Annotated in this window: 24 protein-coding genes and 1 tRNA gene; 17 read left to right on the forward strand and 8 right to left on the reverse strand. The window is 65.6% G+C overall.

The annotated features are described in order from the left end of the window. Position 1: 1 nt before the first annotated feature. The gene (locus KTQ37_RS13885) at positions 2 to 964 is read right to left on the reverse strand and encodes an acetyl-CoA carboxylase carboxyltransferase subunit alpha (protein ID WP_218631122.1); all 963 of its coding nucleotides are present in this window, start codon (positions 962 to 964) and stop codon (positions 2 to 4) included. A 201-nt stretch (positions 965 to 1165) separates the two neighbouring features. Continuing rightward, positions 1166 to 2122: an L-malyl-CoA/beta-methylmalyl-CoA lyase gene (locus KTQ37_RS13890; RefSeq protein WP_218631123.1), complete on the reverse strand. Its 957-nt coding sequence runs from the start codon at positions 2120 to 2122 to the stop codon at positions 1166 to 1168. A gap of 283 nt (positions 2123 to 2405) precedes the next feature. Here KTQ37_RS13890 and dgcN point away from each other — a divergent pair, with 283 nt between their 5' ends. The 3 genes from dgcN (at position 2406) to KTQ37_RS13905 (ending at position 5315) form a co-directional block, all read left to right on the forward strand. Continuing rightward, on the forward strand, positions 2406 to 3407 hold the full coding sequence (dgcN, locus tag KTQ37_RS13895) for an N-acetyltransferase DgcN (protein WP_218631151.1): 1002 nt from the start codon (positions 2406 to 2408) through the stop codon (positions 3405 to 3407). 70 nt (positions 3408 to 3477) lie between these two features. Further along, positions 3478 to 4440, forward strand: a complete 963-nt coding sequence (dgcA, locus tag KTQ37_RS13900) for an N-acetyl-D-Glu racemase DgcA (RefSeq protein ID WP_218631124.1) — start codon at positions 3478 to 3480, stop codon at positions 4438 to 4440. Positions 4441 to 4454: 14 nt separating this feature from the next. After that, complete coding sequence (locus KTQ37_RS13905; RefSeq protein ID WP_218631125.1) at positions 4455 to 5315, forward strand: D-amino-acid transaminase; 861 nt, start codon at positions 4455 to 4457, stop codon at positions 5313 to 5315. A 72-nt stretch (positions 5316 to 5387) separates the two neighbouring features. Here the strand turns inward: KTQ37_RS13905 and KTQ37_RS13910 are convergent, their stop codons facing one another. Further along, a complete protein-coding gene (locus KTQ37_RS13910) occupies positions 5388 to 5834 on the reverse strand; it encodes a hypothetical protein (protein WP_218631126.1) in 447 nt (148 codons plus the stop codon). 419 nt (positions 5835 to 6253) lie between these two features. Next, the gene (locus KTQ37_RS13915) at positions 6254 to 6997 is read right to left on the reverse strand and encodes an N-formylglutamate amidohydrolase (RefSeq protein ID WP_218631127.1); all 744 of its coding nucleotides are present in this window, start codon (positions 6995 to 6997) and stop codon (positions 6254 to 6256) included. A 134-nt stretch (positions 6998 to 7131) separates the two neighbouring features. Here KTQ37_RS13915 and pyk point away from each other — a divergent pair, with 134 nt between their 5' ends. From pyk to pheT, 7 genes are all read left to right on the forward strand, one after another. Beyond that, positions 7132 to 8577: a pyruvate kinase gene (pyk, locus tag KTQ37_RS13920; protein WP_218631128.1), complete on the forward strand. Its 1446-nt coding sequence runs from the start codon at positions 7132 to 7134 to the stop codon at positions 8575 to 8577. Positions 8578 to 8607: 30 nt separating this feature from the next. Then, a complete protein-coding gene (locus KTQ37_RS13925) occupies positions 8608 to 8835 on the forward strand; it encodes a hypothetical protein (protein ID WP_233676552.1) in 228 nt (75 codons plus the stop codon). Between the two features lie 126 nt (positions 8836 to 8961). Next, positions 8962 to 9162, forward strand: coding sequence for a 50S ribosomal protein L35 (gene rpmI, locus KTQ37_RS13930; RefSeq protein ID WP_097068479.1), 201 nt, complete (start codon positions 8962 to 8964; stop codon positions 9160 to 9162). A 15-nt stretch (positions 9163 to 9177) separates the two neighbouring features. Beyond that, on the forward strand, positions 9178 to 9543 hold the full coding sequence (rplT, locus tag KTQ37_RS13935; RefSeq protein WP_218631129.1) for a 50S ribosomal protein L20: 366 nt from the start codon (positions 9178 to 9180) through the stop codon (positions 9541 to 9543). A gap of 129 nt (positions 9544 to 9672) precedes the next feature. Beyond that, positions 9673 to 10755, forward strand: a complete 1083-nt coding sequence (gene pheS, locus KTQ37_RS13940; protein ID WP_218631130.1) for a phenylalanine--tRNA ligase subunit alpha — start codon at positions 9673 to 9675, stop codon at positions 10753 to 10755. Continuing rightward, positions 10752 to 11270: a hypothetical protein gene (locus KTQ37_RS13945; protein WP_218631131.1), complete on the forward strand. Its 519-nt coding sequence runs from the start codon at positions 10752 to 10754 to the stop codon at positions 11268 to 11270. The genes pheS and KTQ37_RS13945 overlap by 4 nt, the downstream gene beginning before the upstream one ends. Further along, entirely contained in the window at positions 11267 to 13675 is a 2409-nt protein-coding gene (gene pheT, locus KTQ37_RS13950) for a phenylalanine--tRNA ligase subunit beta (RefSeq protein ID WP_218631132.1), read from the forward strand. The genes KTQ37_RS13945 and pheT overlap by 4 nt, the downstream gene beginning before the upstream one ends. Before the next feature lie 92 nt (positions 13676 to 13767). Here pheT and KTQ37_RS13955 read toward each other — a convergent pair whose 3' ends face one another. Both KTQ37_RS13955 and putA read right to left on the reverse strand, forming a co-directional pair. Beyond that, on the reverse strand, positions 13768 to 14496 hold the full coding sequence (locus tag KTQ37_RS13955; protein WP_218631133.1) for a rhomboid family intramembrane serine protease: 729 nt from the start codon (positions 14494 to 14496) through the stop codon (positions 13768 to 13770). A 30-nt stretch (positions 14497 to 14526) separates the two neighbouring features. Then, positions 14527 to 17925 carry a bifunctional proline dehydrogenase/L-glutamate gamma-semialdehyde dehydrogenase PutA gene (gene putA, locus KTQ37_RS13960; RefSeq protein WP_218631134.1) on the reverse strand — a complete coding sequence of 1133 codons (3399 nt, stop codon included), beginning with the start codon at positions 17923 to 17925 and terminating at the stop codon, positions 14527 to 14529. A 114-nt stretch (positions 17926 to 18039) separates the two neighbouring features. Here putA and KTQ37_RS13965 point away from each other — a divergent pair, with 114 nt between their 5' ends. Beyond that, on the forward strand, positions 18040 to 18522 hold the full coding sequence (locus tag KTQ37_RS13965; protein WP_218631153.1) for an Lrp/AsnC family transcriptional regulator: 483 nt from the start codon (positions 18040 to 18042) through the stop codon (positions 18520 to 18522). On the opposite strand, the gene KTQ37_RS13970 is transcribed toward KTQ37_RS13965, so the two are convergent. Both KTQ37_RS13970 and KTQ37_RS13975 read right to left on the reverse strand, forming a co-directional pair. Then, complete coding sequence (locus KTQ37_RS13970) at positions 18503 to 18907, reverse strand: META domain-containing protein (protein WP_218631135.1); 405 nt, start codon at positions 18905 to 18907, stop codon at positions 18503 to 18505. The genes KTQ37_RS13965 and KTQ37_RS13970 overlap by 20 nt on opposite strands. A gap of 75 nt (positions 18908 to 18982) precedes the next feature. Continuing rightward, positions 18983 to 19801: a MerR family transcriptional regulator gene (locus tag KTQ37_RS13975; protein ID WP_218631136.1), complete on the reverse strand. Its 819-nt coding sequence runs from the start codon at positions 19799 to 19801 to the stop codon at positions 18983 to 18985. 111 nt (positions 19802 to 19912) lie between these two features. Between KTQ37_RS13975 and KTQ37_RS13980 the strand changes: the two genes are divergently transcribed. The 6 genes from KTQ37_RS13980 to KTQ37_RS14005 all read left to right on the forward strand — a co-directional run bounded on the left by KTQ37_RS13980 (position 19913) and on the right by KTQ37_RS14005 (position 25180). After that, positions 19913 to 21196, forward strand: a complete 1284-nt coding sequence (locus KTQ37_RS13980; RefSeq protein ID WP_218631137.1) for a 4-aminobutyrate--2-oxoglutarate transaminase — start codon at positions 19913 to 19915, stop codon at positions 21194 to 21196. Positions 21197 to 21230: 34 nt separating this feature from the next. Beyond that, entirely contained in the window at positions 21231 to 21665 is a 435-nt protein-coding gene (locus tag KTQ37_RS13985) for an Lrp/AsnC family transcriptional regulator (RefSeq protein ID WP_375546114.1), read from the forward strand. 119 nt (positions 21666 to 21784) lie between these two features. Further along, positions 21785 to 23743, forward strand: a complete 1959-nt coding sequence (locus KTQ37_RS13990; RefSeq protein WP_218631139.1) for a heme lyase CcmF/NrfE family subunit — start codon at positions 21785 to 21787, stop codon at positions 23741 to 23743. A 3-nt stretch (positions 23744 to 23746) separates the two neighbouring features. After that, positions 23747 to 24208 (forward strand): cytochrome c-type biogenesis protein, encoded by a 462-nt coding sequence (locus tag KTQ37_RS13995; protein ID WP_218631140.1) that lies wholly within the window; start codon positions 23747 to 23749, stop codon positions 24206 to 24208. 66 nt (positions 24209 to 24274) lie between these two features. Beyond that, the gene (locus KTQ37_RS14000; protein ID WP_218631141.1) at positions 24275 to 25051 is read left to right on the forward strand and encodes an enoyl-CoA hydratase-related protein; all 777 of its coding nucleotides are present in this window, start codon (positions 24275 to 24277) and stop codon (positions 25049 to 25051) included. Between the two features lie 43 nt (positions 25052 to 25094). Next, a tRNA-Leu gene (locus KTQ37_RS14005) sits at positions 25095 to 25180 on the forward strand. Positions 25181 to 25187: the final 7 nt, after the last annotated feature.

Raw genomic sequence — 25187 nt, forward strand, 5'->3', positions numbered from 1 at the left:
GTCAGGCGGCAAGCCCTTTCGAGCCCATGTCGAGGAACTTCTTGCGGCGCTCATTGATCAACTCGCCGCGCTTCTTGCCCTTCAGCTCGGCCAGCATCAGCGCGATTTCCGAACCCACGGCTGCGATGGCTGCCGGGCGATCCCGTTGCGCGCCGCCCAGGGGCTCCTGAATGATGCGGTCGATGATGGCGAGTTTCTTGAGATCCTGCGCGGTCAGGCGCAGCGCCTCGGCGGCCTCGCGCATCTTCTCGGCATCCTTCCACAGGATCGAGGCGCAGCCCTCGGGCGAGATCACCGAGTAGACCGAATGTTCGAGCATGGCGATGCGGTCGGCCGTGGCGAAAGCCACAGCACCGCCCGAGCCGCCCTCGCCGATGATCACCGACACAACCGGCACGCCGATCTGCAGGCATTTCTCGGTCGAGCGTGCGATCGCCTCGGACTGGCCGCGCTCTTCCGCGCCCTTGCCGGGATAGGCGCCGGGGGTGTCGATCAGCGTCACAACGGGCAGGCCGAAACGGTCGGCCATGTCCATCAGGCGGATCGCCTTGCGGTAGCCTTCGGGGCGGGCCATGCCGAAGTTGCGGGTGATACGGCTGGCGGTGTCATGGCCCTTTTCATGGCCGATAACGACGACGGGCTGATCGTTGAGGCGCGCGAGGCCCCCCATCACCGCATGGTCGTCGGCGAAGTTGCGATCGCCTGCCAGCGGCGTGAATTCGGTGAAGAGCGCGTCGATATAGTCCTGGCAATGCGGGCGGTTGGGGTGACGCGCGACCTGGCATTTGCGCCAGGGGCTGAGATCCTTGTAGAGATCCTTGAGCAGCTGCGCGGCCTTCTTGTCGAGCGCCGCAGCCTCTTTTTCGACATCCATCTCCGAGTTCTGGCGGGCCAGAGCGCGAAGCTCTTCTGCCTTGCCCTCGATCTCGGCAAGCGGCTTTTCGAACTCGAGATAGGTCGTCATCGGATCCCTCCGTTTCGGTGCGTGGCCTATATGACGACGCTGGCGGGGAAATGCAACTGACGCGAGGGGAAGAGATACTTACGTCAACGTAACGACGCTGTAACGGAAACGCCCCGACCGTCAGGCCGGGGCGTCCCTGTTCCCTCATGCAGCGGGGCCTCCCCTCCCCTCTGCTCCGGGATTCGATTCTTTATGAAGAGCTCAACCCTTAATCATTTCGGCCTGTCTGACAATAACCTCGGCCTGACGGATCGAGGCGATGTCGACCAGGCGGCCCTTGTAGACGGTGGCGCCGGCGCCCTCCGCCTTGGCCTTCTCCATCGCGGCGAGGATCTCGCGCGCCTCGGTCACTGCGGCTTCCGACGGGGTGAAGACCTCGTTGGCCAGCGCGACCTGCTTGGGGTGGATCGCCCATTTTCCGACCATGCCGAGCGTGGCCGAGCGCAGCGCCTGCGCGCGGAAGCCCTCGTCATCGGAGAAATCGCCGAACGGGCCATCGACGGGCAGGATGCCGTGGGTGCGGCAGGCGGCGACGATGGCGGCCTGCGCCCAGTGCCACGGGTCCGACCAGTACTTCGCGCCTTCGCGCAGCATGTAGTAGTTTTCCTGGGTGCCGCCGATGCCGGTCGTGGCCATGCCCATCGAGGCCGCGAAGTCGGCGGCGCCGAGGCTCATGGCCTGAAGGCGCGGCGAGGAGGCTGCGATTTCCTCGACATGGGCGATACCTGCGGCGGATTCGATGATGACCTCAAGCGAGATGCGCTTCTTGCGGCCCTTGGCGGCCTCGATCGCGGTGACAAGCGCATCGACGGCATAGACGTCGGCGGCGCAACCCACCTTGGGGATCATGATCTGGTCGATGCGTTCCGAGCCGTCTTCGAGCAGTTCGACGACGTCGCGATACCAGAACGGCGTGTCGAGGCCGTTGATGCGGACCGAGAGATACTTGTTGCCCCAGTCGATATTGTGCGAGGCCTCGATAATGTTGCGGCGCGCCTGCGGCTTGTCGTCGGGGGCGACCGAGTCCTCAAGGTCGAGGTTGATCACGTCGGCGGCCGACTGTGCCATCTTCTCGAAGATCGCGGGGCGCGAGCCGGGGCCAAAGAGCTGGCAGCGGTTAGGACGGGCTGGGGCGGCGGGCTGAACGCGGAAGCTCATGATCTCTCTCGCAATGATGTTTCGAGTTTGGTTGCTGGCGGGATATAATATTGCGCATGTGGTTTCAAGCGCATTTCGCGGGCGCAGAATCGTTGCTGCGCTTGCGACAGAAACTTGATCGGTTTTCAGTTTGGTCGGGATAATAGTGCGCCGAGTTTCATGATGACCGTAGAATCTTCAGCAATGCTTAAATTGTAAGCGACAATTATCGAAAAAATCCCCGTGCGGCGCGCTATTTTGTTTCTAAGTCAACAATACTGCCCAATCGGAGAACGCCATGTCCATGATCGAGACCCCATATCTTCTGTTCCTGGGCGACGCGCCCGATCAACTGGCGGCCAAGGTCGCGCAGGGCATCAAGGACTGGCGCCCGGAATTCGCGCTTGGCCAGTATCGTATGGAGGGTTGCAAGGCCGATATGGGGCTGGCGGATATGAACCTTGCCACCGCCAAGGCCGCCGGGGCCAAGACGCTGGTGATCGGCGTGGCGAACCGGGGCGGCATCATCAGCCCGGAGTGGAAGAAGGTGCTGGTGCAGGCGCTGGAGGAGGGGTTCGATCTGGCCTCGGGGCTGCACAACCTGCTGCGCGACGAGCCCGACCTCGTGGCCGTTGCCGCCGCCTGCGGGCGTCAGTTGCATGACGTGCGCGTGCCCTCGGTCCAATATCCGATCGCCAACGGGATCAAGCGCACCGGCAAGCGGTGTTTGGCGGTGGGCACCGATTGCTCGGTCGGCAAGATGTATACCGCGCTTTGCATGGAGCGCGAGATGCGCGAGCGCGGCATGAAGGCAAGCTTCCGCGCGACGGGGCAGACCGGCATCCTGATCACCGGCGACGGCGTGCCGCTCGATGCGGTGATCGCGGATTTCATGGCGGGCTCGGTCGAGTATCTGACGCCGGACAATGACGCGGATCACTGGGATCTGATCGAGGGGCAGGGCAGTCTGTTCCACGTCTCGTACTCGGGGGTGACCATGGCGCTGATCCATGGCGGCCAGCCCGATGCGCTGATCCTGTGCCACGAGCCTACCCGCGTCCATATGCGCGGCCTGCCGGGCTACAAGCTGCCCTCGCTTGAGGCGGTGCGCGATACGGCGCTGGCTCTGGCGAAGGTTGCGAACCCCGCCTGTCAGGTGGTGGGCGTGTCGGTCAACACCCAGCATATGCCTGAGGCCGAGGCGCTGGCCTATCTGGCGCAGGTCGAGGCAGACATGGGCCTGCCCGCCACCGACCCCTTCCGCTTTGGCGCCGCCAAGCTGGTGGACGCGCTGGACGCGATCTGAGAGGCTGTGCATGTGGCCGGGGGCGGATGCCTCCGGCGGAGGTATTTGAGCCAAGAAGAAGGGGGCTGCGATGATCTCCGTGACGGCTGATGTATTCCGGCTGGCCGAGGTGTTCACCATCTCGCGCGGGAGCCGGACCGAGGCCAAGGTGCTGACGGTGCGGGTGGCGCGCGGCGGTGCCGTGGGTCTGGGCGAATGCGTGCCCTATGCGCGCTATGGCGAGAGCCTGGAAAGCGTGGCGGCGCAGATCGAGGCGCTTCCCGCCGGGATCACGCGGGCCGAGTTGCAAGACGCGCTGGCGCCGGGGGCCGCGCGCAATGCGGTCGATTGCGCGCTGTGGGATCTGGAGGCGAAGCTTGCGGGCAAGCGGGTTTGGGAACTGGCGGGGCTGCCCGCGCCGGGGCCGATGACCTGTGCCTATACGCTCTCGCTCGATGCGCCCGAGAAGATGCAGGCCGCGGCCGCGCGTCATGCGCATCGCCCGCTGTTGAAGATCAAGCTGGGCACGCCCGACGATATGGCGCGGCTGGAGGCGGTGCGGGCCGGGGCGCCGAAGGCGCGGATCATCGTCGACGCGAATGAGGGATGGAGTGCCGAGGTCTATCAGGATCTGGCGCCGCATCTGGTCCGGCTGGGTGTCGCGCTGGTCGAGCAACCCTTGCCCGCCGCGGATGACGCGGCGCTGATCGGGATTGCGCGGCCCGTGCCGGTTTGCGCCGATGAGAGCTGTCATGACCGCGCGAGCCTGGGCCATCTGCGCGGCAAGTATGACATGGTGAACATCAAGCTCGACAAGACCGGTGGGCTGACCGAGGCGCTGGCCCTGCGTGATCTGGCGCGGGCCGAGGGTTATCAGATCATGGTCGGCTGCATGGTGGGCTCGAGCCTTGCGATGGCGCCTGCGGTGCTGGTTGCGCAGGGCGCAGAGTATGTTGACCTTGACGGGCCGCTTTTGTTGGCCGAAGACCGTGCCAACCCCTTGGCCTATGCCGAGGGCAAGGTTTACCCGCCCGAGGCCGGGCTTTGGGGCTGAGCAAGGAGAGACGAATGAGCCGGACTGTCTATCTCAATGGTCAATATCTGCCGGAGGAAGAGGCCAGCGTCTCGATCTTCGACCGTGGTTTCGTGATGGGTGATGCCGTCTACGAGGTGACCTCGGTTCTGGGCGGCAAGATCCTGGAGTTCGATGGTCACGTCGCACGCCTCAACCGCTCGCTGGCCGAGCTTGAGATCGTCTGCGACATCAGCCGCGAGGAGTGGTTGGAGATCCACCGCGAGATGATCAAGCGCAATGACCTCGACGAGGGCATGATCTACCTGCAGGTCAGCCGCGGCAATGCGGGCGATCGCGATTTCCACTACCCGCCCGAGGGCACTCCGCCGACTGTCGTGCTGTACACTCAGTCGAAGCCCGGTCTGGCCGATGACCCCAAGGTGCAAAAGGGGATCTCGGTGATTTCGGTTCCCGATCTGCGCTGGCACCGCCGCGACATCAAGACCGTGCAGCTTCTCTACGCGTCGATGGTGAAGATGGCGGCCGAGAAGGCGGGCAAGCAGGACGCCTGGTTCGTTGAGGACGGTTTCGTCACCGAAGGTTCGTCGAACAACGTTTATATCGTCAAGGACGGCAAGATCATCACTCGCCAGCTGTCGAACGACATCCTGCACGGGATCACCCGCGCTTCGCTACTGAAATATGCCGCCGAAGCGCAGATGGAGATCGTCGAGCGCCCCTTCACCATCGCCGAGGCCCAAGCGGCCGACGAGGCGTTCTTCACCTCGGCTTCGGCCTTCGTGATGCCGGTGGTCGAGGTCGACGGCGTGGCGCTTGGTTCGGGCAAGCCCGGCCCGGTGTCGCTGCGCCTGCGCGAGATCTATCTGGACGAGAGCCTCAAGGCCGCGATCTGATCGCAACAGCCTTCTGAAAATGAGAAAACCCCGGCCACAGCCCTGGCCGGGGTTTTCCGTTGCCGGGCCGTCTTAGACGGCGCGCGGCGCGCGGAACTGGAAAAGATCCGGGGTCAGACTTGCTGCATCGGTGTTGTCGAGGATCAGGATGGCCTCGTCCTCAATCACCACACGGGTGCGGCGGCGGCCTTGCACCTGCTCGAAGCGGATGCTTTCACGCCGCGGCGCGGGGCCGTCGAGTTCAAGCTCCAGCCGCTCGCCGGGCGCGAGATCGTCGATGCGCGGCAGGTCGTCATCTGCGTCGCGTGTCGGGGCGAGGTCCTGCGCCGCGACCGTGGCGGCGGGGCGAGGGGCCTGTTCGGGCGCGTGCAGCATGGCTTCCAGCCGTTTCCACATTGCCTCGTCGGGGTTCTCTCTGGGCTCGGCGATGGGGGCGGGTTCGACCGTGAGCGGGTCGGGCTGTTCGATAAGACGGGTGTTGCGGCGGGCCTGACGCTCGGCAAAACGCAGAGCTTCCAAGGGGGACGGTAATTCGTCCTTGGTTATAGTCGGCTTTTGCGGCGCCGGAGCATCTTCCGGCGTCGGTGACGGGGAACGCCGGCGCAGCGGCGCGATCCCCAGGCGGGGGCATCCCAGCTCTGCCCAAAGGAGCAGCGTGAGTGCCACACTTAATGCGAGAAATAACGCGAACATGAGATAATCCTTACTCTATGCAAAAACGATGACGCTGGGGAGAACATGCGGCAAGGGATTTGTGGGTCCGCGCGCCCCGCATTGTTCGCGTCTGGCGCGCAATAGGTGCGAACCAAAAGGATTGGGCGAAAGGCGTGGAAGCGCACGCCAAAGGGTTGTAAAGAATTCGTTAATTTCAACGGGCTACGGCGCCCGTCACGTCGTGTAAACGCTTCAAGGGCGAATCACCGCGATGGGCTGGGTGCCTAGAGCCCGCTGTCGCGCAGCACCTGATCGAGCACCGGCGCCAGCCGGTCTGCCCAGGCGATCTGGCCGTCGGGCTGCGCGATCAGATCGTTGCGCAACTCGATCAGCACATTCGGGCGGCCCGGTGTCAGCGCATGCCGGTCGATGGAATCGCCATCGAGATGGCCCGAGTAGGGCTCGTTGTCGCCCACGCACAGGCCTTGCGCCGCGAGCGCCGCGATCAACGGCTTCGCCAGCCGCGCGTCGCGATGCGAATAGAGGATGCCGACCTGCCAGGGGCGCGGGGGGCGCCCGCGCAAACAGGGCGTGAAGGAATGCACCGCGCAGATCACCCGATCCGTCCGGGCACCCGCGATATCGGCCAGCGCGGCGTGGTAGGGGCGGTAAAGCCGCGCCAGGCGCTGCTCGATCTGCTCCGCGCAGGCGTTCCGGTTCGCCGGAATCACCGTGCCGTCGTAGAGGCGCATCACCAGCGTCGGGTCATCCTCGCCCCGGTTCGGGTCGATCACGAGGCGCGAGAAGTCGGTGGAAATCATCGGCGCATCCAGCCCTTCGGCCAGCCGCTCGGCCAGCCCGAGCGCGCCGACGTCATAGGCAATATGGCGTGCCATGTCCTGCGCCGCGATCCCCAGAGAGTCGCCGCAGACCCAATCGGGAATGGTGTTGGTGGCATGGTCCACGGTCACCAGCCAGCGCGAGGGTCGCTCGGTGCCAGCGGTCCGGTAGGCGGGGTGGGGCGTCATACTCTCGTCGTCCAAAATCGTCAGAGGAGAAATACGCGAGTTCTAGCGGGCAGGCCAGTTGCTCTGTGCGACATTTTGCGCCATAGCTGTGCCCGGCCCACGAAAAATTTTGTCAATATGAGGAACGAGGACGCATGAGACGCCTTCGCAATGTCAAGATCGTGGCCACTCTGGGGCCGGCATCGTCGGACTACACCACCATTCGCGCGCTGTTTGAGGCCGGAGCCGACGTGTTCCGCCTGAACATGAGCCACGGCACCCATGCCGAGCAGAAGGCGCGCTACGATATCATTCGTCAGATCGAGGCCGATACCGGGCGTCCGATCGCCGTGCTGGCCGACCTTCAGGGCCCCAAGCTGCGCGTCGGCACCTTTGCCGCTGGCGCCGCCGATCTGGAAGAGGGCGTGCCATTCCGTTTCGATCTCGACCCGACCGAGGGCGAGGGGCATCGTGTCTGCCTGCCGCACCCCGAGATCTTTGCCGCGCTTGAACCCGGCGCCACGCTGTTGGTCAACGATGGCAAGATCCGCCTGCGGGTGGATGAATGCGGCCCCGATTTCGCCAATTGCACCGTGACGACGGGCGGTACGATCTCGAACCGCAAGGGCGTGAACGTGCCTGACGTGGTGCTGCCGCTGGCCGCGCTGTCCGACAAGGACCGGGCCGATCTGGAGTTCGCCTGCGAGATGGGCGCCGACTGGCTGGCGCTGAGCTTCGTGCAGCGCCCCGAGGACGTGATCGAGGCGCGTGCGCTGGCGCGCGGCCGCGCAGCCATCCTGTCCAAGATCGAAAAGCCTGCCGCCGTGAAAGCCTTCGACGAGATCCTCAAGGTCTCGGATGGGATCATGGTGGCGCGTGGCGACCTGGGGGTGGAACTGCCGGTCCACGCCGTGCCGCCGATCCAGAAGCGCCTGATCCGCCGCTGCCGCGCGGCGGCAAAGCCCGTGATCGTCGCGACGCAGATGCTCGAGAGCATGATCGAAAGCCCGATGCCGACCCGCGCCGAGGTCTCGGACGTCGCCACCGCGATCTATGAGGGCACCGACGCAATCATGCTGAGCGCGGAATCCGCCGCCGGTCGCTACCCGGTCGATGCGGTCGCCACCATGAACTCGGTCGCGCAATCGGTCGAGAACGACCCGACCTATCGCGAGGTGATCGAGGCCTCGCGCACCGTCGTTCGCCAGACCGTCGCCGACGGCATCGTGGCCGCCGCGCGCGAGATCGCCGAGGCCACCGATATCTCGGCCATCTGCTGCTACACCCAGTCGGGCAAGACCGTGTCGCTCATCGCGCGCGAGCGCCCGCGCGTGCCGATCATCGCCATGTCGCCGGTGGTGCAGACCCTGCGCAAGATCTGCCTGTCCTGGGGCGTGCATGCCGTGCGCTGCGACGAGGTCGAGCGGTTCAAGATGGCGGTCGTCAACGCGGCCCGCGCGGCGCGCGATTTCGGCTTTGCCGACGAAACCAACCAGATCGTCGTCACCGCGGGCGTGCCCTTCAACGTGCAGGGCACGACGAACATCCTGCGCGTGGCGCCCTGCGACGAAAGATTGATCTTCCGCACCGATCCGGAGTAAGCTTACCTAGGGGTAAGCGAGGGCTCGGCCATGATTGACATGGATACGTTGCTCGCCCTTGGGGTGGTTATTTTTCTGCTGTCCATTCCCTCGGGCGTCTCGGCATTTGCCAACAGCCGCCCTCCACATGCCGCAATTCTGGCGGTGGTCGTGGGGGGGGGATTGTTGATCTACGCGGCGATGATGAAACCCGGCGGCTACACGATGGGCGAGGTCCCGGATGTGGTGCTGTCGGTGATCGGGCGCATCCTGCTGTAGATTTGTGCGCATACCCCCTTGCCAAACAGGGAGGGCGGCTATATCAGGCGCCCTCTATGAGCCCGCGCGGCCGGCCGGAGTGGCATGCCGAGTCGCGTGAATACACACTCGAAAGAGGAGATGGAAATGCCCAAGATGAAGACGAAATCAGCTGCCAAGAAGCGGTTCAAGTTTACCGCGACCGGCAAGGTTATCGCAGGTCCGGCCGGCAAGCGCCATGGCATGATCAAGCGCACCACCAAGTTCATCCGCGACAGCGCGGGCACGATGATCCTGTCCGATGCGGACGCAAAGATCGTCAAGAAATACATGCCCTACAACCGCTGAACTGGAGGCTGATCAATGTCCCGCGTTAAATCCGGCAAGGTTACCCACGCCTCGCACAAGAAAGTTCTGAAGGCTGCCAAGGGCTACTACTCGGCCCGCTCGCGCAACTTCCGCACCGCCACCCAGGCCGTCGACAAGGCCAACCAGTACGCGACCCGCGACCGCAAGGCCCGCAAGCGCAGCTTCCGCGCGCTGTGGATCCAGCGGATCAACGCTGCTGTCCGCGCCTTCGACGCCGAAATGACCTATTCGCGCTTCATCAACGGCCTCGCGCTGGCTGGCATCGAAGTGGACCGCAAGGTTCTCGCCGATCTCGCCATCCACGAGCCGGAAGCGTTTGGCGCCATCGTCGAAAAGGCGAAGGCTGCCGCGGCTGCGTAATCTCCCCATCTGAGGGATTGCACTTTGAACCCCGCGCCGGCGCTTTGCCGTCGCGGGGTTTTTCTTTCATACGCTTGAAATCGGGCCGGGCCGGGGCTAGCACTCCCCCGACCAGACAGGAGAGACCAGATGAACGCGCTCGACGTGCTCAAGGCGAAATATCTCGACGGGATCGCGCAGGCCGCTGAAGAGGCCGCGCTGGAAGAGTTGCGCCTGGCCGCGCTTGGCAAGAAGGGCGAGATCAGCCTGAAGATGCGCGAACTGGGCCAGATGAGCCCGGAAGAGCGCCAGACCACCGGCGCCGCGCTGAACGTGCTGAAGAACGAAATCGACGCCGCGTTGCGTGCCAAGAAAGAGGCGCTGGCCGATGCCGCGCTGGACGCGCGCCTGCGCAACGAATGGCTTGATGTCACGCTGCCCGGCCGTCCGCGCCGCGCGGGCACCATCCACCCGGTCAGCCAAGTCATGGACGAGGTCACCGCGATCTTCGCCGACATGGGCTTTGCCGTGGCCGAGGGCCCGCAGATCGAGAGCGACTGGTATAACTTCGACGCGCTCAACATCGCGCCCGAGCACCCCGCCCGGCAAGAGCACGACACCTTCTTCATTGCCCGCGACGCCGCCGACCCGCGCCCGCCGCATGTGTTGCGCACGCATACCTCGCCGGTGCAGATTCGCGCCATGCAAAAGACCGGTGCGCCGATCCGCGTGATCGCGCCGGGCCGCGTCTACCGCATGGACATGGACCAGACCCACACGCCGATGTTCCACCAGGTGGAGGCCCTTGCGCTTGGCAAGGACATCTCGATGGCGAACCTGAAATGGGTGCTCGAGGAGTTCTGCAAGACCTTCTTCGAGGTGCCCTCGGTCGAGCTGCGCTTCCGCGCCTCGCACTTCCCCTTCACCGAGCCGTCGGCCGAGGTCGATATCCGCTGCTCGTGGGAGGGTGGCCAGCTCAAGATCGGTGAGGGCAACTCGTGGATGGAGATCCTCGGCTCGGGCATGGTGCATCCCAAGGTGCTGGAAGCCGGCGGCATCGACCCGGCCGAGTGGCAGGGCTTTGCCTTCGGCATGGGGATCGATCGTCTCGCGATGCTGAAATACGGCATCCCCGACCTGCGCGCCTTCTTCGAGAGCGACCTGCGCTGGCTGCGCCACTACGGCTTCGCCGCGCTCGACCTGCCAACGGTGTTCGGGGGGTTGAGTAAGTGAGTGATGTTACGGGGCATGCTGCTAACGTCACCGCTTGGCTGGATTGGCTGAAGTTCGGCGTAACGGTCATTTCTCCGTTTGTAGCCGTGTTGGGCGGATACTACGTGTTCTTGGCTCAGCGTAGCCACGAACGGCAAGAAGCGCTAAGGCGTAAGCGTCAAGAACTTTACGTGGCTTGTTTGGCAGCAGACCGTAACGTCAAGCCGGGGGCAACTGCACTTGATACAGTAACCGCACTCGGGCCTTTTTTAGACGACTTACGAATAGTCGCTCCAACAGAAGTCGTAGAGGCAATGCTTCGATACTTTGAGGCGAAGTTTAAAGTCGAGCAATCGAAAGTTAAGAAGCCCGCTGTCGGGGTGAAGCTCACCCAAAAAGAATTCGATGAATTCATGAAAGTGCAGGATCTGGTTCGCAACGCGCGGCACATACTTGTCACTGAAATGCGCCGCGATGTGCTCAAGGGCGCAGATATCTCCGAACAACTCGCTGACGTAGAGGATCTGGCAAAATGAAATTCACCCTCTCCTGGCTGAAAGACCACCTCGACACCACCGCCTCGGTGGACGAGATCGCCGATGCGCTGACCGACCTTGGCCTTGAGGTCGAGGAAATCGCCAACCCGGCGGGCAAGCTGGAAAGCTTCACCCTAGCCAAGGTGCTGCATGCCGAAAAGCACCCCGACGCCGACAAGCTGCGGGTCTGCAAGGTGCTGACCAATGAGGGCGAAAAGACCATCGTCTGCGGTGCGCCGAACGCGCGCGAGGGGATCACGGTCGTCCTTGCCAAGCCCGGCGATTACGTCCCGGGCATCGACGTCACGCTTGGCGTGGGCAAGATCCGCGGTGTTGAGAGCCACGGCATGATGTGCTCGGAGCGCGAGCTGGAACTGTCGGACGAGCATAACGGCATCATCGAGCTGCCCTCGGGCGAGGTTGGCGAGCGGTTTGTCGACTGGCTGGCCGAGAACCGCCCCGAGGCGGTCGATCCGATGATCTACATCAAGATCACCCCGAACCGCCCCGATGCGCTTGGCGTGCGCGGCATCGCGCGCGATCTGGCCGCGCGGGGGCTGGGTGTGCTCAAGCCGCTGGAAATCGAGGCAGTGCCGGGCGGCTTCGCAAGCCCGATCAAGGTGCAGATCGACCCCGCGCTGAAAGAAAAGGGCTGCCCGCTGTTTGCCGGCCGCCTGATCCGTGGCGTGACCAACGGCCCGAGCCCGGCCTGGCTGCAACAGCGGCTGATCGCCATCGGGCTGCGTCCGATCTCGGCGCTGGTCGATATCACCAACTTCTTCACCTATGACCTGAACCGCCCGCTGCACGTCTTCGATGCGGCCAAGGTGAAGGGCGATCTGCGCATCGTGCCCGCCAAGGGCGGCGAGGAGATGCAGGCGCTCGACGAAAAGACCTACCTGCTGCGCGAAGGCCAGATGGTGATCTGCGACGACAATGGCGTGGAAAGCCTTGCGGGTATCATGGGCGGTGAGCCTTCGGGCTGTACCGAGGAGACCGTCGATGTCTTCCTCGAAAGCGCCTATTGGGACCCGATCACCATTGCTGCGACCGGCCGCGCGCTGCGCATCAACTCGGACGCGCGCTACCGGTTCGAGCGCGGCGTGGACCCGGCCTTCACCCTGCCGGGGCTGGAGCTGGCGACGCAGATGGTGCTTGATCTGTGCGGCGGCGAGGCCTCGGAAGTGGTCATGGACGGGGCCGTCCCGGCCACCACCCGCGCCTACCGGTTGGACCCGGCGCGGGTCATCAGCCTTGTCGGCATGGAGATCCCCGAGGCCGAGCAGCGCCGCACCCTTGAGGCGCTTGGTTTCACGCTGAATGGCGATATGGCGACCGCCCCGAGCTGGCGCCCCGACGTTCTGGGCGAGGCCGATCTGGTCGAGGAAGTGGCGCGTATCGCCTCGCTGACCAAGTTGCAGGGCAAGCCGATGGCGCGGGAAACCGCGGGCGTGCCCGAGCCGATCCTGACGCCGGGCCAGGTGCGCGAGAAGACCACCCGTCGCACCATCGCAGCACTTGGTTACAACGAATGCGTGACCTACAGCTTCATCGACGCGAAATCGGCCGCGCTGTTTGGTGGCGGGGCCGAGGCCACGCGGATCGAGAACCCGATCTCGTCGCAGATGACGCATATGCGCCCCGACTTGCTGCCGGGCCTGTTGCAGGCGGCCGCCCGCAACCAGGCGCGCGGCTTTGCCGATCTCGCGCTGTTCGAGGTGGGGCCGGTCTTCTCGGGTGGCGAGCCGGGCGATCAGGTGACGGTGGCCACGGGCCTTCTGGTCGGTGCCTCGGCGCCGCGCGATCCCTGGGGTTCGCGCCGTCCGGTCGATGTCTATGACGCCAAGGCCGATGCCGAGGCCGCGCTGGCCGCGATCGGCGCGCCCGCACGTGCGCAGGTCAACCGCAAGCTTGATGCCTGGTGGCATCCGGGCCGCGCGGGCAATATCGCGCTTGGCCCCAATGTGCTGGCGACCTTCGGCGAATTGCACCCCAAGGTGCTGCGCGAGATGGGTGTGAAAGGTCCGGCGGTGGCCTTCACCATCCGGCTTGAGAACGTGCCCTTCCCGAAGGTCAAGACGCCCACGCGTCCGGCGCTGGCGATCTCGGACCTGCAGGCGGTCGAGCGGGACTTCGCCTTTGTCGTCGATACCGGCACCGAGGTGATCACCGCGGTCAATGCCGCCTATGGCGCCGACAAGGCGCTGATCGAGGCGGTCTCGGTCTTCGACCAGTTCACCGGCGCCAAGGCCGAGGAACAGATGGGCGCGGGCAAGAAGTCGATTGCGCTTTCGGTGCGCATCCAGCCGCGCGACAAGACCCTAACCGATGCCGAGATCGAGGCGGTATCCGCCAAGATCATCGACAAGGTCACCAAGGCCACAGGCGGCGCGCTGCGCAAGTAAATGCCCGCTCAGAATGCGAAAGGCCCCCGTTTCGGGGGGCCTTTTCATTTGTGGCAGGCCGTGCTCGTGACTAGGGCAATCGCGGCCCCGCCTCAGTGCCGCCGTCGCACGGCGGGGATGGTGGTGCGGTGATACTCGGCCTCGGGGTGCGGTGGGCGGCCGTGGTTCTGGCCCCAGAAGATCGCCCCGCCGAGGCGCAGCCAGTGCGGCACCATCAGCAGAAGACCTGCGGCAAACCCTCCGGCATGCGCCCAGTAGGCGATGCCATCGGTCAGTCCCGAGGCGGTGCCGTTGAACAGCTGCATCCCGAACCAAACGCCTAGGACGACCCAGGCGGGAATGGCGAAGATGCGGAAGAAGATGATGAAGATGAACAGCACATCGACCCGCGCGCGGGGAAACAGCAGCAGATAGCCCCCCATCACCCCGGCGATCGCGCCCGAGGCCCCGACCATCGGAATGGTCGTATAGGGTTCGGCCAATATCTGCGCGAAGGCGGCGGCCAGCCCCCCGGCAAGGTAAAAAAGCAGAAAGCCGACATGGCCGAGCTGCTCTTCGAGGTTGTCTCCGAAGATCCACAGGAAGAGCATGTTGCCCGCCAGGTGCATCATGCCCGCGTGCAGGAACATATGGGTGATCAGCCCGTGCAGCGCGTGGCCCTGCGTCACCTCGGCCGGATAGAGCGCGCCATTGATCCACAGCGCCTGCATATCCCCGGCCAGAGGCAGCGTCAGGGCGAATATGACCACATTGAGCGCAATGATCGCCCAGGTCACATAGGGCGTTGTGCTCGAAGGGTTATGGTCGCGGATCGGAAACATGCGGCGAGTGTGCCGATCCGCGACCTATCGTCAAGCGTTACCGGCTGCGGCCAAGAGCTGCGCGTTGCCGCCTGCTGCCGTGGTGTCGATGCAGATGTGTCTCTCGTGGAAACAATGGGCTGCGTCGGGCATCTCGGTGATCAGCGGCAGGATCGGCCCCTTGCGGCTGGCAAGGGCCTGGGCACAGGCGCGCGCGGTTTCGTGGTCGCCCCACCAGAGCGCGGCCGAGAAACCTTCACGGGTCGCAAGCACCTCGGGGGTGAGATCCGTTGCCAGTTCGGCAACACCGCCAAGCGCGGTGACGGCAGCGGCTTGGGCCGCGGCTTTGTCAGCGCCGGGGCCCATGCAGAGCAGCGCGGGGCGCGGGTGCAGCGTCAGGCGATTCGACTCGCCGGTCGGGCCGGGCATCTCGCGCTCGAGCGCCGGGCGGTGCGGCTTGGCCTGGGGTTGGGCAAAGCGCGCCACGTATTCCGGGCCGCCCGCTTTCGGGCCGGTGCCCGACAGGCCCTCGCCGCCGAAGGGTTGGCTGCCCACGACCGCGCCAATCTGGTTGCGGTTGATGTAGAGGTTGCCGACATTGAGCGCCTCGGTCACCTCCTGCACGCGGTTGTCGATGCGGCTGTGCAGCCCGAAGGTCAGACCGTAGCCGGTGGCGTTGATCGCGTCGATCACCTTGGGCAGGTCTTCGGCATCGAAGGTCGCGACATGCAGCACCGGGCCGAAGATCTCGCGCTCCAGATCCGCGATGCTGTCAATGCGGATCACGGTGGGCGCGACGAAATGGCCGGTCAGCCCCTCGGGGAGGTCCATTTCCTTCAGCACGCGGCCCTCGGCACGGGCCTTGGCGATATGGGCGCGGATGGTGGCCTCGGCCTCGGCGTCGATAACGGGGCCGACGTCGGTGCTCAGATCCCAGGGGTTGCCGATGCGCAGCTCATCCATCGCGCCGAAAAGCATCTCGGTCAGATGCGGGGCGATTTCGTCCTGAACATACAGGCAGCGCAGGGCCGAGCAACGCTGACCCGCCGATTGGAACGAGGAGGCGAGGATGTCGCGCACCGCCTGCTCGGGCAGGGCGGTCGAGTCAACGATCATCGCGTTCATCCCGCCGGTTTCGGCGATCAGGGGCGCGCCCGGGTCCATCGCCTGCACCATCGCGCGGCGGATCGCCTGCGCGGTGTCGGTGCCGCCGGTGAAGCACACGCCATTGACGCGCGGGTCCGAGGTCAGGCGCGCGCCCACGGTCGGGCCATCCCCCGGCAGCAGTTGCAGCGCCTCGCGCGGGACACCGGCAAGATGCATCAGGCGCACGGCAAGGGCGGCGATGATCGGGGTCTGCTCGGCCGGTTTGGCCAGCACGGCGTTGCCAGCGGCCAGCGCCGCCGCGATCTGGCCGGTGAAGATCGCCAGCGGGAAGTTCCACGGGCTGATGCAGGTAAAGACGCCGCGCGGCGTGGTGTCCTCCGAGGTCTGCGAGGCGTAGTAGCGCAGGAAGTCCACAGCTTCGCGGATCTCGGCGATCGCGTCGGGCAGGTTCTTGCCAGCCTCGCGGGCGATCACGGCAAAGATCTGGCCGTAGTTTTCCTCGTACAGGTCGGCGGCGCGGTTCAGAACCGCAGCGCGCGCGGCGGCATCGGCCTGCCAGGGGCGGGCATTGCCAAGCGCGGCCTCGATATCGGCGGCCGAGGCAGGGCGCACAAGGCCCACGACCTCACCAGTGGCGGGGTTTTTCACCTCTTCGGCGGCCATGGGGGCGCAGTCGCCCGCCACCAGCGGGCTTGCCTCGGGCAGCAGCCCCGCGGCAAGCGGCGCGCGCGCGGTTTCGATGGCCGCAAGCGTGCCGGTCTGGCTCAGGTCGTGGCCTTGCGAGTTGCTGCGGCCGGGGAACAGATCGGCAGGGCGGCTCAGCGCGGGGTTCTCGACGGTGCTGAGGGCTTCAAGCGCGGCGAAGGGGCAGGCCGCGACTTCCTCGGGCGAGACGTCCTCATCCACGATCTGGTTCACGAAGCTCGAGTTCGCGCCGTTCTCCAGCAGGCGGCGCACCAGATAGGCCAGCAGGTCGCGGTGTGCGCCGACGGGGGCATAGATCCGGCAGCGGGTGTTTTCCGATTTCAGCACGATGTCATGCAGACGCTCGCCCATGCCATGCAGGCGCTGGAACTCGAAATCGCGCTTGTCGGTGCCCATCTCGGCGACCATGTCGAGCACGGCGGCGACGGTATGCGCGTTGTGGCCCGCGAACATCGGATAGATGCGGTCGGACATCGCCAGCAGCTTGCGGGCGTTGGCGATATAGCTCACGTCGGTCGAGATCTTGCGGGTGAAGACCGGGAAATCGGGCAGGCCCTGAACCTGGGCGCGCTTGACCTCGGCATCCCAATAGGCGCCCTTGACCAGGCGCACCATGATCTTGCGATCAAGCCGTGTGGCCAGCGCGTGCAGCCAATCCAGTGCGGCGCCCGCGCGGCGGCTGTAGCCCTGAACAACGATGGCAAAACCGTCCCAACCCGCCAGTTCGGCATCCGACAGCACCGCCTCGATCACGCGCAGCGACAGCACAAGGCGATCGACCTCTTCGGCGTCGATGGTAAAGCTCATGTCGGCCTTGGCGGCCATGCGGGCAAGGCGGGTCACCACCGGCACCAGTTCCGCCATCACGCGCGCTTCCTGCGCCACCTCGTAGCGCGGGTGCAGCGCCGAGAGCTTGACCGAGATGCCGGGGTTGTCGCGCAGCTGGCCGGGTTTGCAGCGCTTGGCGATGGCCTCGATCGCTTTGGCATAGGAGGCCTCGTAGCGGCGCGCGTCGGCGGCGGTGCGGGCGGCCTCGCCCAGCATGTCGTAGCTGTAGGAATAGCCCTGCGCCTCATGCTTGGCGGCACGCTCCATCGCGCTTTCGATGGTTTCGCCCAGAACGAACTGGCGGCCCATTTCCTTCATCGCGCGCGACACGGCGGTGCGGATCACCGGCTCGCCCAGACGTTTCACGGCGCCACGCAGCGCGCCCGCAAGGCCGGGGCCGCGCTCTTCGAGAACCTTGCCGGTCAGCATCAGTGCCCAGGTCGAAGCGTTGACGAGCGAGCTGGCCGAGTGGCCCAGATGCTTGCCCCAGTCCGAAGGCGCGATCTTGTCTTCGATCAGCGCGTCCATGGTGGGCGCATCCGGCACGCGCAGGAGCGCCTCGGCCAGACACATCAGGGCGATGCCTTCCTCGGTCGACAGGCCATATTCCGCAAGGAACACCTCCATCAGGCCGGGGCGGGCCTCGGCGCGGATGCGGCGCACAAGCTCGGCGCCCTTGCCCGAGATGCGGGCCCGCGCAGCGCCATCCAGCGCGGCTTCGTTCGCCAGATGGCGCAGCAGCGGCGCTTCGGGCTGGAGGGTGAGCGCGTCGATCTGTTCGAGGGTCGGCGGCAACGTCGAGTGAATCATGGGACTGACCTTGAAGGGGAATTGGCTTTGTCCCAGAATACAGTGAATGTGCCGGGCGATTTGACCGATGATGGCCAGAACGCAGGCAAATCGACTGATCTTGAGGGTAAACACATGCCAAATGACCTGCCCGATCTGGACAGCTACGACCGCAAGATTCTGGCCGCCCTTGTGGAAGAGGGGCGGCTGAGCATGACCGAGCTTGCGCGCCGCGTCGGGCTGACCAAGTCACCGGTGCAGGCGCGGGTGAAGCGGCTTGAGGAAAGCGGGGTGATCTCGGGCTACCGGGCGCTGCTCAGCCCGATCCGCATGGGGCTTGCGCATGTGGCCTTCGTCGAGGTGCGTCTGAGCGACACGCGCGAGGCCGCTCTGCGCGCATTCAACCGCGCGGTCCGCGCCCTGCCCGAAATCGAGGAATGCTACATGGTCGCGGGCGGGTTCGATTACCTGCTCAAGGTGCGCTCCCGCGACATCTCGGACTATCGCCGGGTGATGGGCGAGAAGATCTCGGCCCTTCCGCATGTCGCGGCGACCTCGACCTATGTCGCGATGGAGGCCGTGCAGGAGGCCGGGGGCGTTATTTCTCCGCCCGTATGACGACGGTCTCGCCGGTCAGTAGTTCCAGCGTGGCGCCGTTCAGCCGCGCCTGATCGACCCGGCCGATGGTCGAATGGAAGGCCTGCTCGGCCTCCATCTGCGCGGGCGGGCACATCATGCGGGTGCCCGCCAGGGCGCCGATATGCAGCTTGCCCTCGCGGGTCTCGATGCGGCCGTTGTAGCGGTTGCAGCCCGAGTTCCCGGTGATCGTGCTTTCATCGCTGCGGGCAAGGGTCACGCTGACCTCCGCCGCGACGGGCTGTCCGGCGATCTCGCGCACCTGCCATTCGGTGCCGACGGGCAGGGCGGCAAGTGCGTCGGCCTTGCTCTCCTCGCGGCAGGCGGTCAGCGACAGGGCGGCAAGGGCGATCATGGCAAGACGCATCGGGCTTCCTTTCTTGGGGCGCGCCAAGCATGACCGTCTGGGCCAGTGCCTGCAAGGCGGCTCACGCAAGCGTGCTCAGAACGTGGGTGGGGTGTTGACCCAGATGACGATCGTCTGGCCGTCGGCCGCATTGGCCCAGGCGTGCGGGCGGCGGCTTTCGAAATAGATCGAGTCGCCGGGGCCAAGCTCGTGCACTTCCTCGCCGTCGAGGGTGATGCGAAAGCGCCCGTCAATTACGGTAATGAATTCCTCGCCCTCGTGGTCATAGCCGCCCTGTGAGGTCGCGCCGGGCGAGAGAATGAAACGGTGACAGTCCATCTGGCGTCGGCCCTCGGCCAGCACCTCGACACGCACGCCCTCGACCGGCATCGGCCATAGCCGCGCGGCGCCCGAACGTACCACCGCGCCGCCGGGCTCGTCCTGATCGGAAAGCCGTGACACCGTCGTGCCGTAATAGCGCGCGAGATCCGCGAGCGTCTTGAAGCTGACCCCCGCTCCGGTGCGCTCCAGCGTCGAGAGCGCCGAGGCCGAAACGCCCATCTTCTGCGCGACATCGTCAAGCTTCTCGCCGCGCACCTGACGCAGGTGGCGCAGCGAGGCACCAAGCTTTTCGTTCAGGATCTCGGGGGCGGGGGGCGCGCTGCCCTCGGCCTCGAGCGCGGCGCGAATCGCCGCCGGGTTCAGCCCGCTTTCGCGGCGCAGGAAGGTGATGCGCTGTAACCGCGCCACATCCGCCGCCGAGTAGAGCCGTTGCCCCGAGGCACGGCGCGTCGGCGCGACAAGGCCCTGCGTCTCCCACAGGCGCAGGGTCGAGGGCGCAACGCCCACGGCGCGCGCCGCTTCGGTCACGCGAAACAGGGGTTCATCCGGGGTCTGGGCGGTCGAGTCGGTCATTTTCCAAGCCTTATACCGGCAATATGCAGCGGGTCACCAAATAGGTCAAAAAATTTCTTGCAGAAAAAATGCAAAGTGCGATGTTGGAGTATCTCGAATCGGAGCTTCACTATGACTGTTCAAACCTCGCCGGAACTTTCCGCCCGCAAGAACGCCGCCATCGCCAAGGGCGTCGGCATGACCACCCAGATCTATGCCGAGCGTGCCGAGAACGCGGAGCTGTGGGACAAGAACGGCACGCGCTATATCGACTTCGCGGCCGGTATCGCCGTGGTGAACACCGGCCACCGTCACCCCAAGGTGATCGAAGCGGTCAAGAAGCAGCTCGACGCGTTCACCCACACCTGCCACCAGGTCGTGCCCTATGAGAATTACGTGGCCCTGGCCGAGCGCCTGAACGCCAAGGTTCCGGGCGACTTCGCCAAGAAAACCATCTTCGCGACCACCGGCGCCGAAGCCGTTGAGAACGCCATCAAGATCGCGCGCCACTACACCGGCCGCGCCGGCGTTGTCGCCTTTGCGGGCGGCTTCCATGGCCGTACCTTCATGGGCATGACGCTGACCGGCAAGGTCCAGCCCTACAAGGCCGGTTTCGGCCCGATGATGAACGACGTTTGGCACCTGCCCTTCCCGAACCCGCTGCACGGCGTTTCGGGCGATGAGGCGATCGGCGCGCTCGAGCGTCTGTTCAAGGCCGATATCGAACCGTCGCGCGTCGCCGCGATCATCGTCGAGCCGGTTCAGGGCGAGGGTGGTTTCTACCCGGTGCCGGAAGGCTTCATGAAGCGCCTGCGCGAGATCTGCGATGCCAACGGCATCGTGCTGATCGCCGATGAGGTGCAGACCGGCTTTGCCCGCACCGGCAAGCTCTTCGCGATGGAGCACCACGGCGTTGCCGCCGACATCACCACCATGGCCAAGGGCCTGGGCGGCGGTCTGCCGATCTCGGCCGTGACCGGTCGCGCCGAGATCATGGACAGCCCGAACCCGGGCGGTCTGGGCGGCACCTATGCGGGTAACCCGCTCGGTATCGCAGCAGCGCACGCGGTGCTCGACGTGATCGAAGAGGAAGACCTCTGCGCCCGCGCCGAGCGTCTGGGCGGCCGCCTCAAGCAGCGTCTGGCCGGTATGCGCGACCAGGTTCCGGAGATCGTCGATATCCGCGGCCCGGGCTTCATGAATGCGGTCGAGTTCAACGTGGCCGGCACCGACACGCCGAACCCCGAGATGACCAACCGCATCCGCGAAGAGGCACTCAAGCGTGGCCTGATCCTGCTGACCTGCGGCGTCTATGGCAACGTGATCCGCTTCCTCGCACCGCTGACCATCCCGGACGCGATCTTCGACGAGGCGCTCGATGTCCTCGAAGCCTCGATCCTCGCGGCGAAAGGCTAAGGCCATGTGGGGGGAGGGGCCGCGCGTCGAACGACTGGACGAAACCGATCAACGGCTGATCGCCGCGCTTAGGCGCGACGGTCGGGCGGCGGTTTCGGACCTCGCAGGGCAGCTCGGCCTCTCGCGTGCCACTGTGCGCGCCCGGATCGAGCGGCTTGTAGCCCGGGGGGAAATCTCGGGCTTCACCGTTCTCACGCGTTCGGACGTCGCTGCGGCGCCCGTGCGCGGTCTGATGATGCTGTCGATCGACGGTCGCGGGACCGAGCGCATCGTGCAGCGCCTGCTTGGCCTGCCCCAGGTGCAGGCCGTGCATACCACCAACGGTCAGTGGGATCTGATCGTCGAGATCGGGGCGCGCAGCCTGCCGGATCTGGACGAAACCCTACTGGCGATCCGGCGCTTCGAGGGCGTTTTGCGCAGCGAGACCAACCTGCAGCTGTCCTCGCGCAAGCCCTCGGCGCGGCTCTGAACGGGCGGGGATGACCCCGCCCACCTCACCATGCCGTGTAGGGCGCGACAATCGCGCGCATCCTCCTTGGCCCGGACGCGTTCGGTCTCTATGATCGCGTCCGCGAACAGGAGGACACCATGATTGCAGAACTAGGCCACTTCGCCCTTATCCTCGCGTTTTGCGTGGCCATCGTTCAGGGATTGGTGCCGCTGATCGGCGCGCATAAGAACTGGCGCGGCTGGATGGCCGTGGCCGATCCTGCCGCTTCTGCGCAGTTCCTGCTGGTCGCGCTGTCGTTCGGAGCGTTGACCTATTCCTTCGTCACCTCGGACTTCTCGCTGCAACTCGTCTTTTCGAATTCGCATACCGACAAGCCGATGCTCTACAAGGTGTCGGGCGTCTGGGGGAACCACGAGGGCTCGATGCTCTTGTGGGTGCTCATTCTGGCGCTATTTGGAGCGGCCGCGGCATGGTTCGGTGGCGCGCTTCCGCCGCGCCTCAGGGCGCGGGTGCTGGCGGTGCAGGCCTGGATTGGGGCGGCCTTTCTCGGCTTCATCCTGTTCACCTCGAACCCCTTCACCCGTCTGGCCGAGCCGCCTTTCAACGGGCAAGACCTCAACCCGCTGCTGCAAGACCCCGGCCTCGCCTTCCATCCGCCGTTCCTCTATCTCGGCTATGTGGGGCTCTCGATGGCCTTCTCCTTCGCCGTCGCCGCGCTGATCGAGGGGCGCGTGGACGCCGCCTGGGCGCGTTGGGTGCGGCCCTGGACGCTGGCCGCTTGGATCTTCCTGACCATCGGCATCGCGCTTGGTTCGTGGTGGGCCTATTACGAGCTTGGCTGGGGCGGCTTCTGGTTCTGGGATCCGGTCGAGAACGCCTCGTTCATGCCCTGGCTGCTCGCGGCGGCGCTGCTGCACTCGGCCATCGTCGTGGAAAAACGCGAGGCGCTGAAAAGCTGGACGATCCTGCTCGCGATCATGGCCTTCGGCTTCTCGCTGATCGGCACATTCATCGTGCGTTCGGGCGTCATCACCTCGGTGCACAGCTTCGCCAATGACCCCGAGCGCGGTATCTTCATCCTCGCGATCCTGGCCTTCTTCGTCGGCGGCGCGCTGACGCTTTATGCCGCCCGCGCAAGCTCGATGCAGGCCAAGGGCGTCTTCTCGATGGTCTCGCGCGAAACCGCGCTGGTGATCAACAACATCCTGCTGGCGGTTTCTGCGCTGGTTGTGTTCGTGGGCACCGTCTGGCCGCTGGTGGCCGAGATGGCCTGGGGCCGCAAGCTCTCGGTGGGCGCGCCGTTCTTCGAGAAGGCCTTCACCCCCTTCATGATCATTCTGGCGATCTTGCTGCCGATCGGCGCGATGATGCCCTGGAAGCGCGCCAAGCTGGGTAAGCTGGTGCGCCCGCTCGTCCCGGCGCTGGTGCTGGCGCTGGCCTGTGCGGGGCTCGCCTGGACGTTTGAAACCGGGCGCTCGCTTCTGGCGCTGGTGTCCTCGGGGCTGGGGGCATGGCTGGTCTTCGGCGCGCTGGCCGAGATCTGGCAACGCGCCGGCCGCACGCCTGCGCGCATCCTGCGCCTGCCGCGCGCCGACTGGGGCAAATGCACCGCCCATTCGGGTCTTGGCATCGTCTTTGCCGGCATCGGTCTGCTGATGGCCGGTCAGGTCGAGGATATCCGCGTGGCGCAGATCGGCGAGCCCTTCGAGGTCTCGGGCTATGCGATCACGCTTGAAAGTGTCGAGCAATTCGACGGGCCGAACTATGTCTCGACCACCGGCACCCTGAAGGTCGAGCGTGACGGCAAGCTGATCACCGTTCTGCATCCCGAGAAGCGCTCCTATCCGGTGCAGGCGATGCCGACGACCGAGGCCGATATCGACAATGGCTTCCTGCGTGACATCTATCTGGTGATTGGGGACAAGCAGGCCAATGGCGGATGGGCCGTGCGCACCTATATCAAGCCCTTCGCCAACTGGATCTGGGCGGGCTGTCTGATGATGGCTTTCGGGGGTCTGCTTAGCCTGACCGACCGGCGCTACCGCGTGGCCGCCGGGGCGCGCCGTACCGCTACCAACGCCGTTCCTGCGGAGTAAGCCATGCTCAAACGTCTTGCCCTTTGCCTTTTGCTGGCCAGCCCCGCATTCGCGGTTCAGCCCGACGAGGTGCTGCCCGATCCCGCGATGGAGGCCCGCGCGCGTCAGATCAGCCAGGTGCTGCGCTGCCCGGTCTGCCAGGGCGAGAATATCGACGAGTCGAACGCCGAGGTCTCGCGCGATCTGCGCCTGCTGGTGCGCGAACGTCTGGTCGCGGGCGATACTGACAGCCAGGTGCTGGACTACATCACCGACCGCTACGGCGAATATGTCCTGTTCGAGCCGGAAAAGACCGGCGCGAACCTGATCCTTTATTACCTCGGGCCGGTCGCGCTGCTGATCGCGATGGGCGGCGCCTTCGTCTACCTGCGCGGTCGCCGCCGCGAGGATGGCCCCGGCACCGGCCTTTCGGCTGAGGAAGAGGCACGCCTGAAAGAGCTGATGAAGGACGAGCCCGGCAAGTGACGCAGTGTTCCGCTTCCCCCGCCGTATCGCGCCGCTAATGTGGCGCAAAGGCGAGGGAGGACACGCATGAACTACGAGGCAATCCGATATGAGCTGACCGAAGGCATGGCGGTGATCACGCTCAACCGCCCCGAGGTCATGAATGCCCTCAACAGCGCGATGCGCGCCGAGATCCTCGACGCGCTGCGCCGCGCCGCAGCCGAGGCGCGGGTCGTTGTGTTGACCGGTGAGGGGCGGGCCTTCTGTTCCGGGCAGGATCTGGCGGACAGGGCGGCCTCGGGCGCGTTCGATCTGCAAAAGGTGCTGCGCGAGGAATACGAGCCGATGCTGATGGCGATCTACGATTGCCCGCTGCCGGTGATTTCGGCGGTGAATGGCGCGGCGGCAGGGGCAGGGGCGAACCTTGCGCTGGCGGCGGATGTGGTGATCGCCACGCAATCGGCGGCTTTCCTGCAGGCCTTCACGCGGATCGGCCTGATGCCCGATGCGGGCGGCACCTACTGGCTGCCGCGTCAGGTGGGCTTTGCGCGGGCCATGGGGGCGGCGCTGTTTGCCGACAAGGTCACGGCGGATCAGGCCGCGCAATGGGGCATGATCTGGGAATCGGTGCCCGACGCCGAGTTCGCTGCACATTGGCGCGCGCGGGCCGCGCATCTGGCCAAGGGGCCGACCGCCGCCTATGGCGCGATCAAGCGCGCTCTGCGCGAGGGCTATGGAAATGACCTGCCCGCGCAGCTTTCGCTTGAGGCCGAGTTGCAGGGCCAACTGGGCCGGAGCCGCGATTTCCACGAGGGCGTCACCGCCTTCCTGCAAAAACGCGCCCCGGTCTTCGACGGCCGCTGACGGGGCTTGCCCCCGTCATTGCCGCGGGTTAGCCAGAACCCGTGCGGGCGTGGCGAAATGGTAGACGCATGGGATTTAAACTCCCTTGGGCGCAAGCCCGTGCCGGTTCGAGTCCGGCCGCCCGCACCATCACCGC

The sequence above is a fragment of the Sedimentimonas flavescens genome (genome assembly GCF_019264375.1).
GTDB lineage: Bacteria > Pseudomonadota > Alphaproteobacteria > Rhodobacterales > Rhodobacteraceae > Rhodobacter > Rhodobacter flavescens.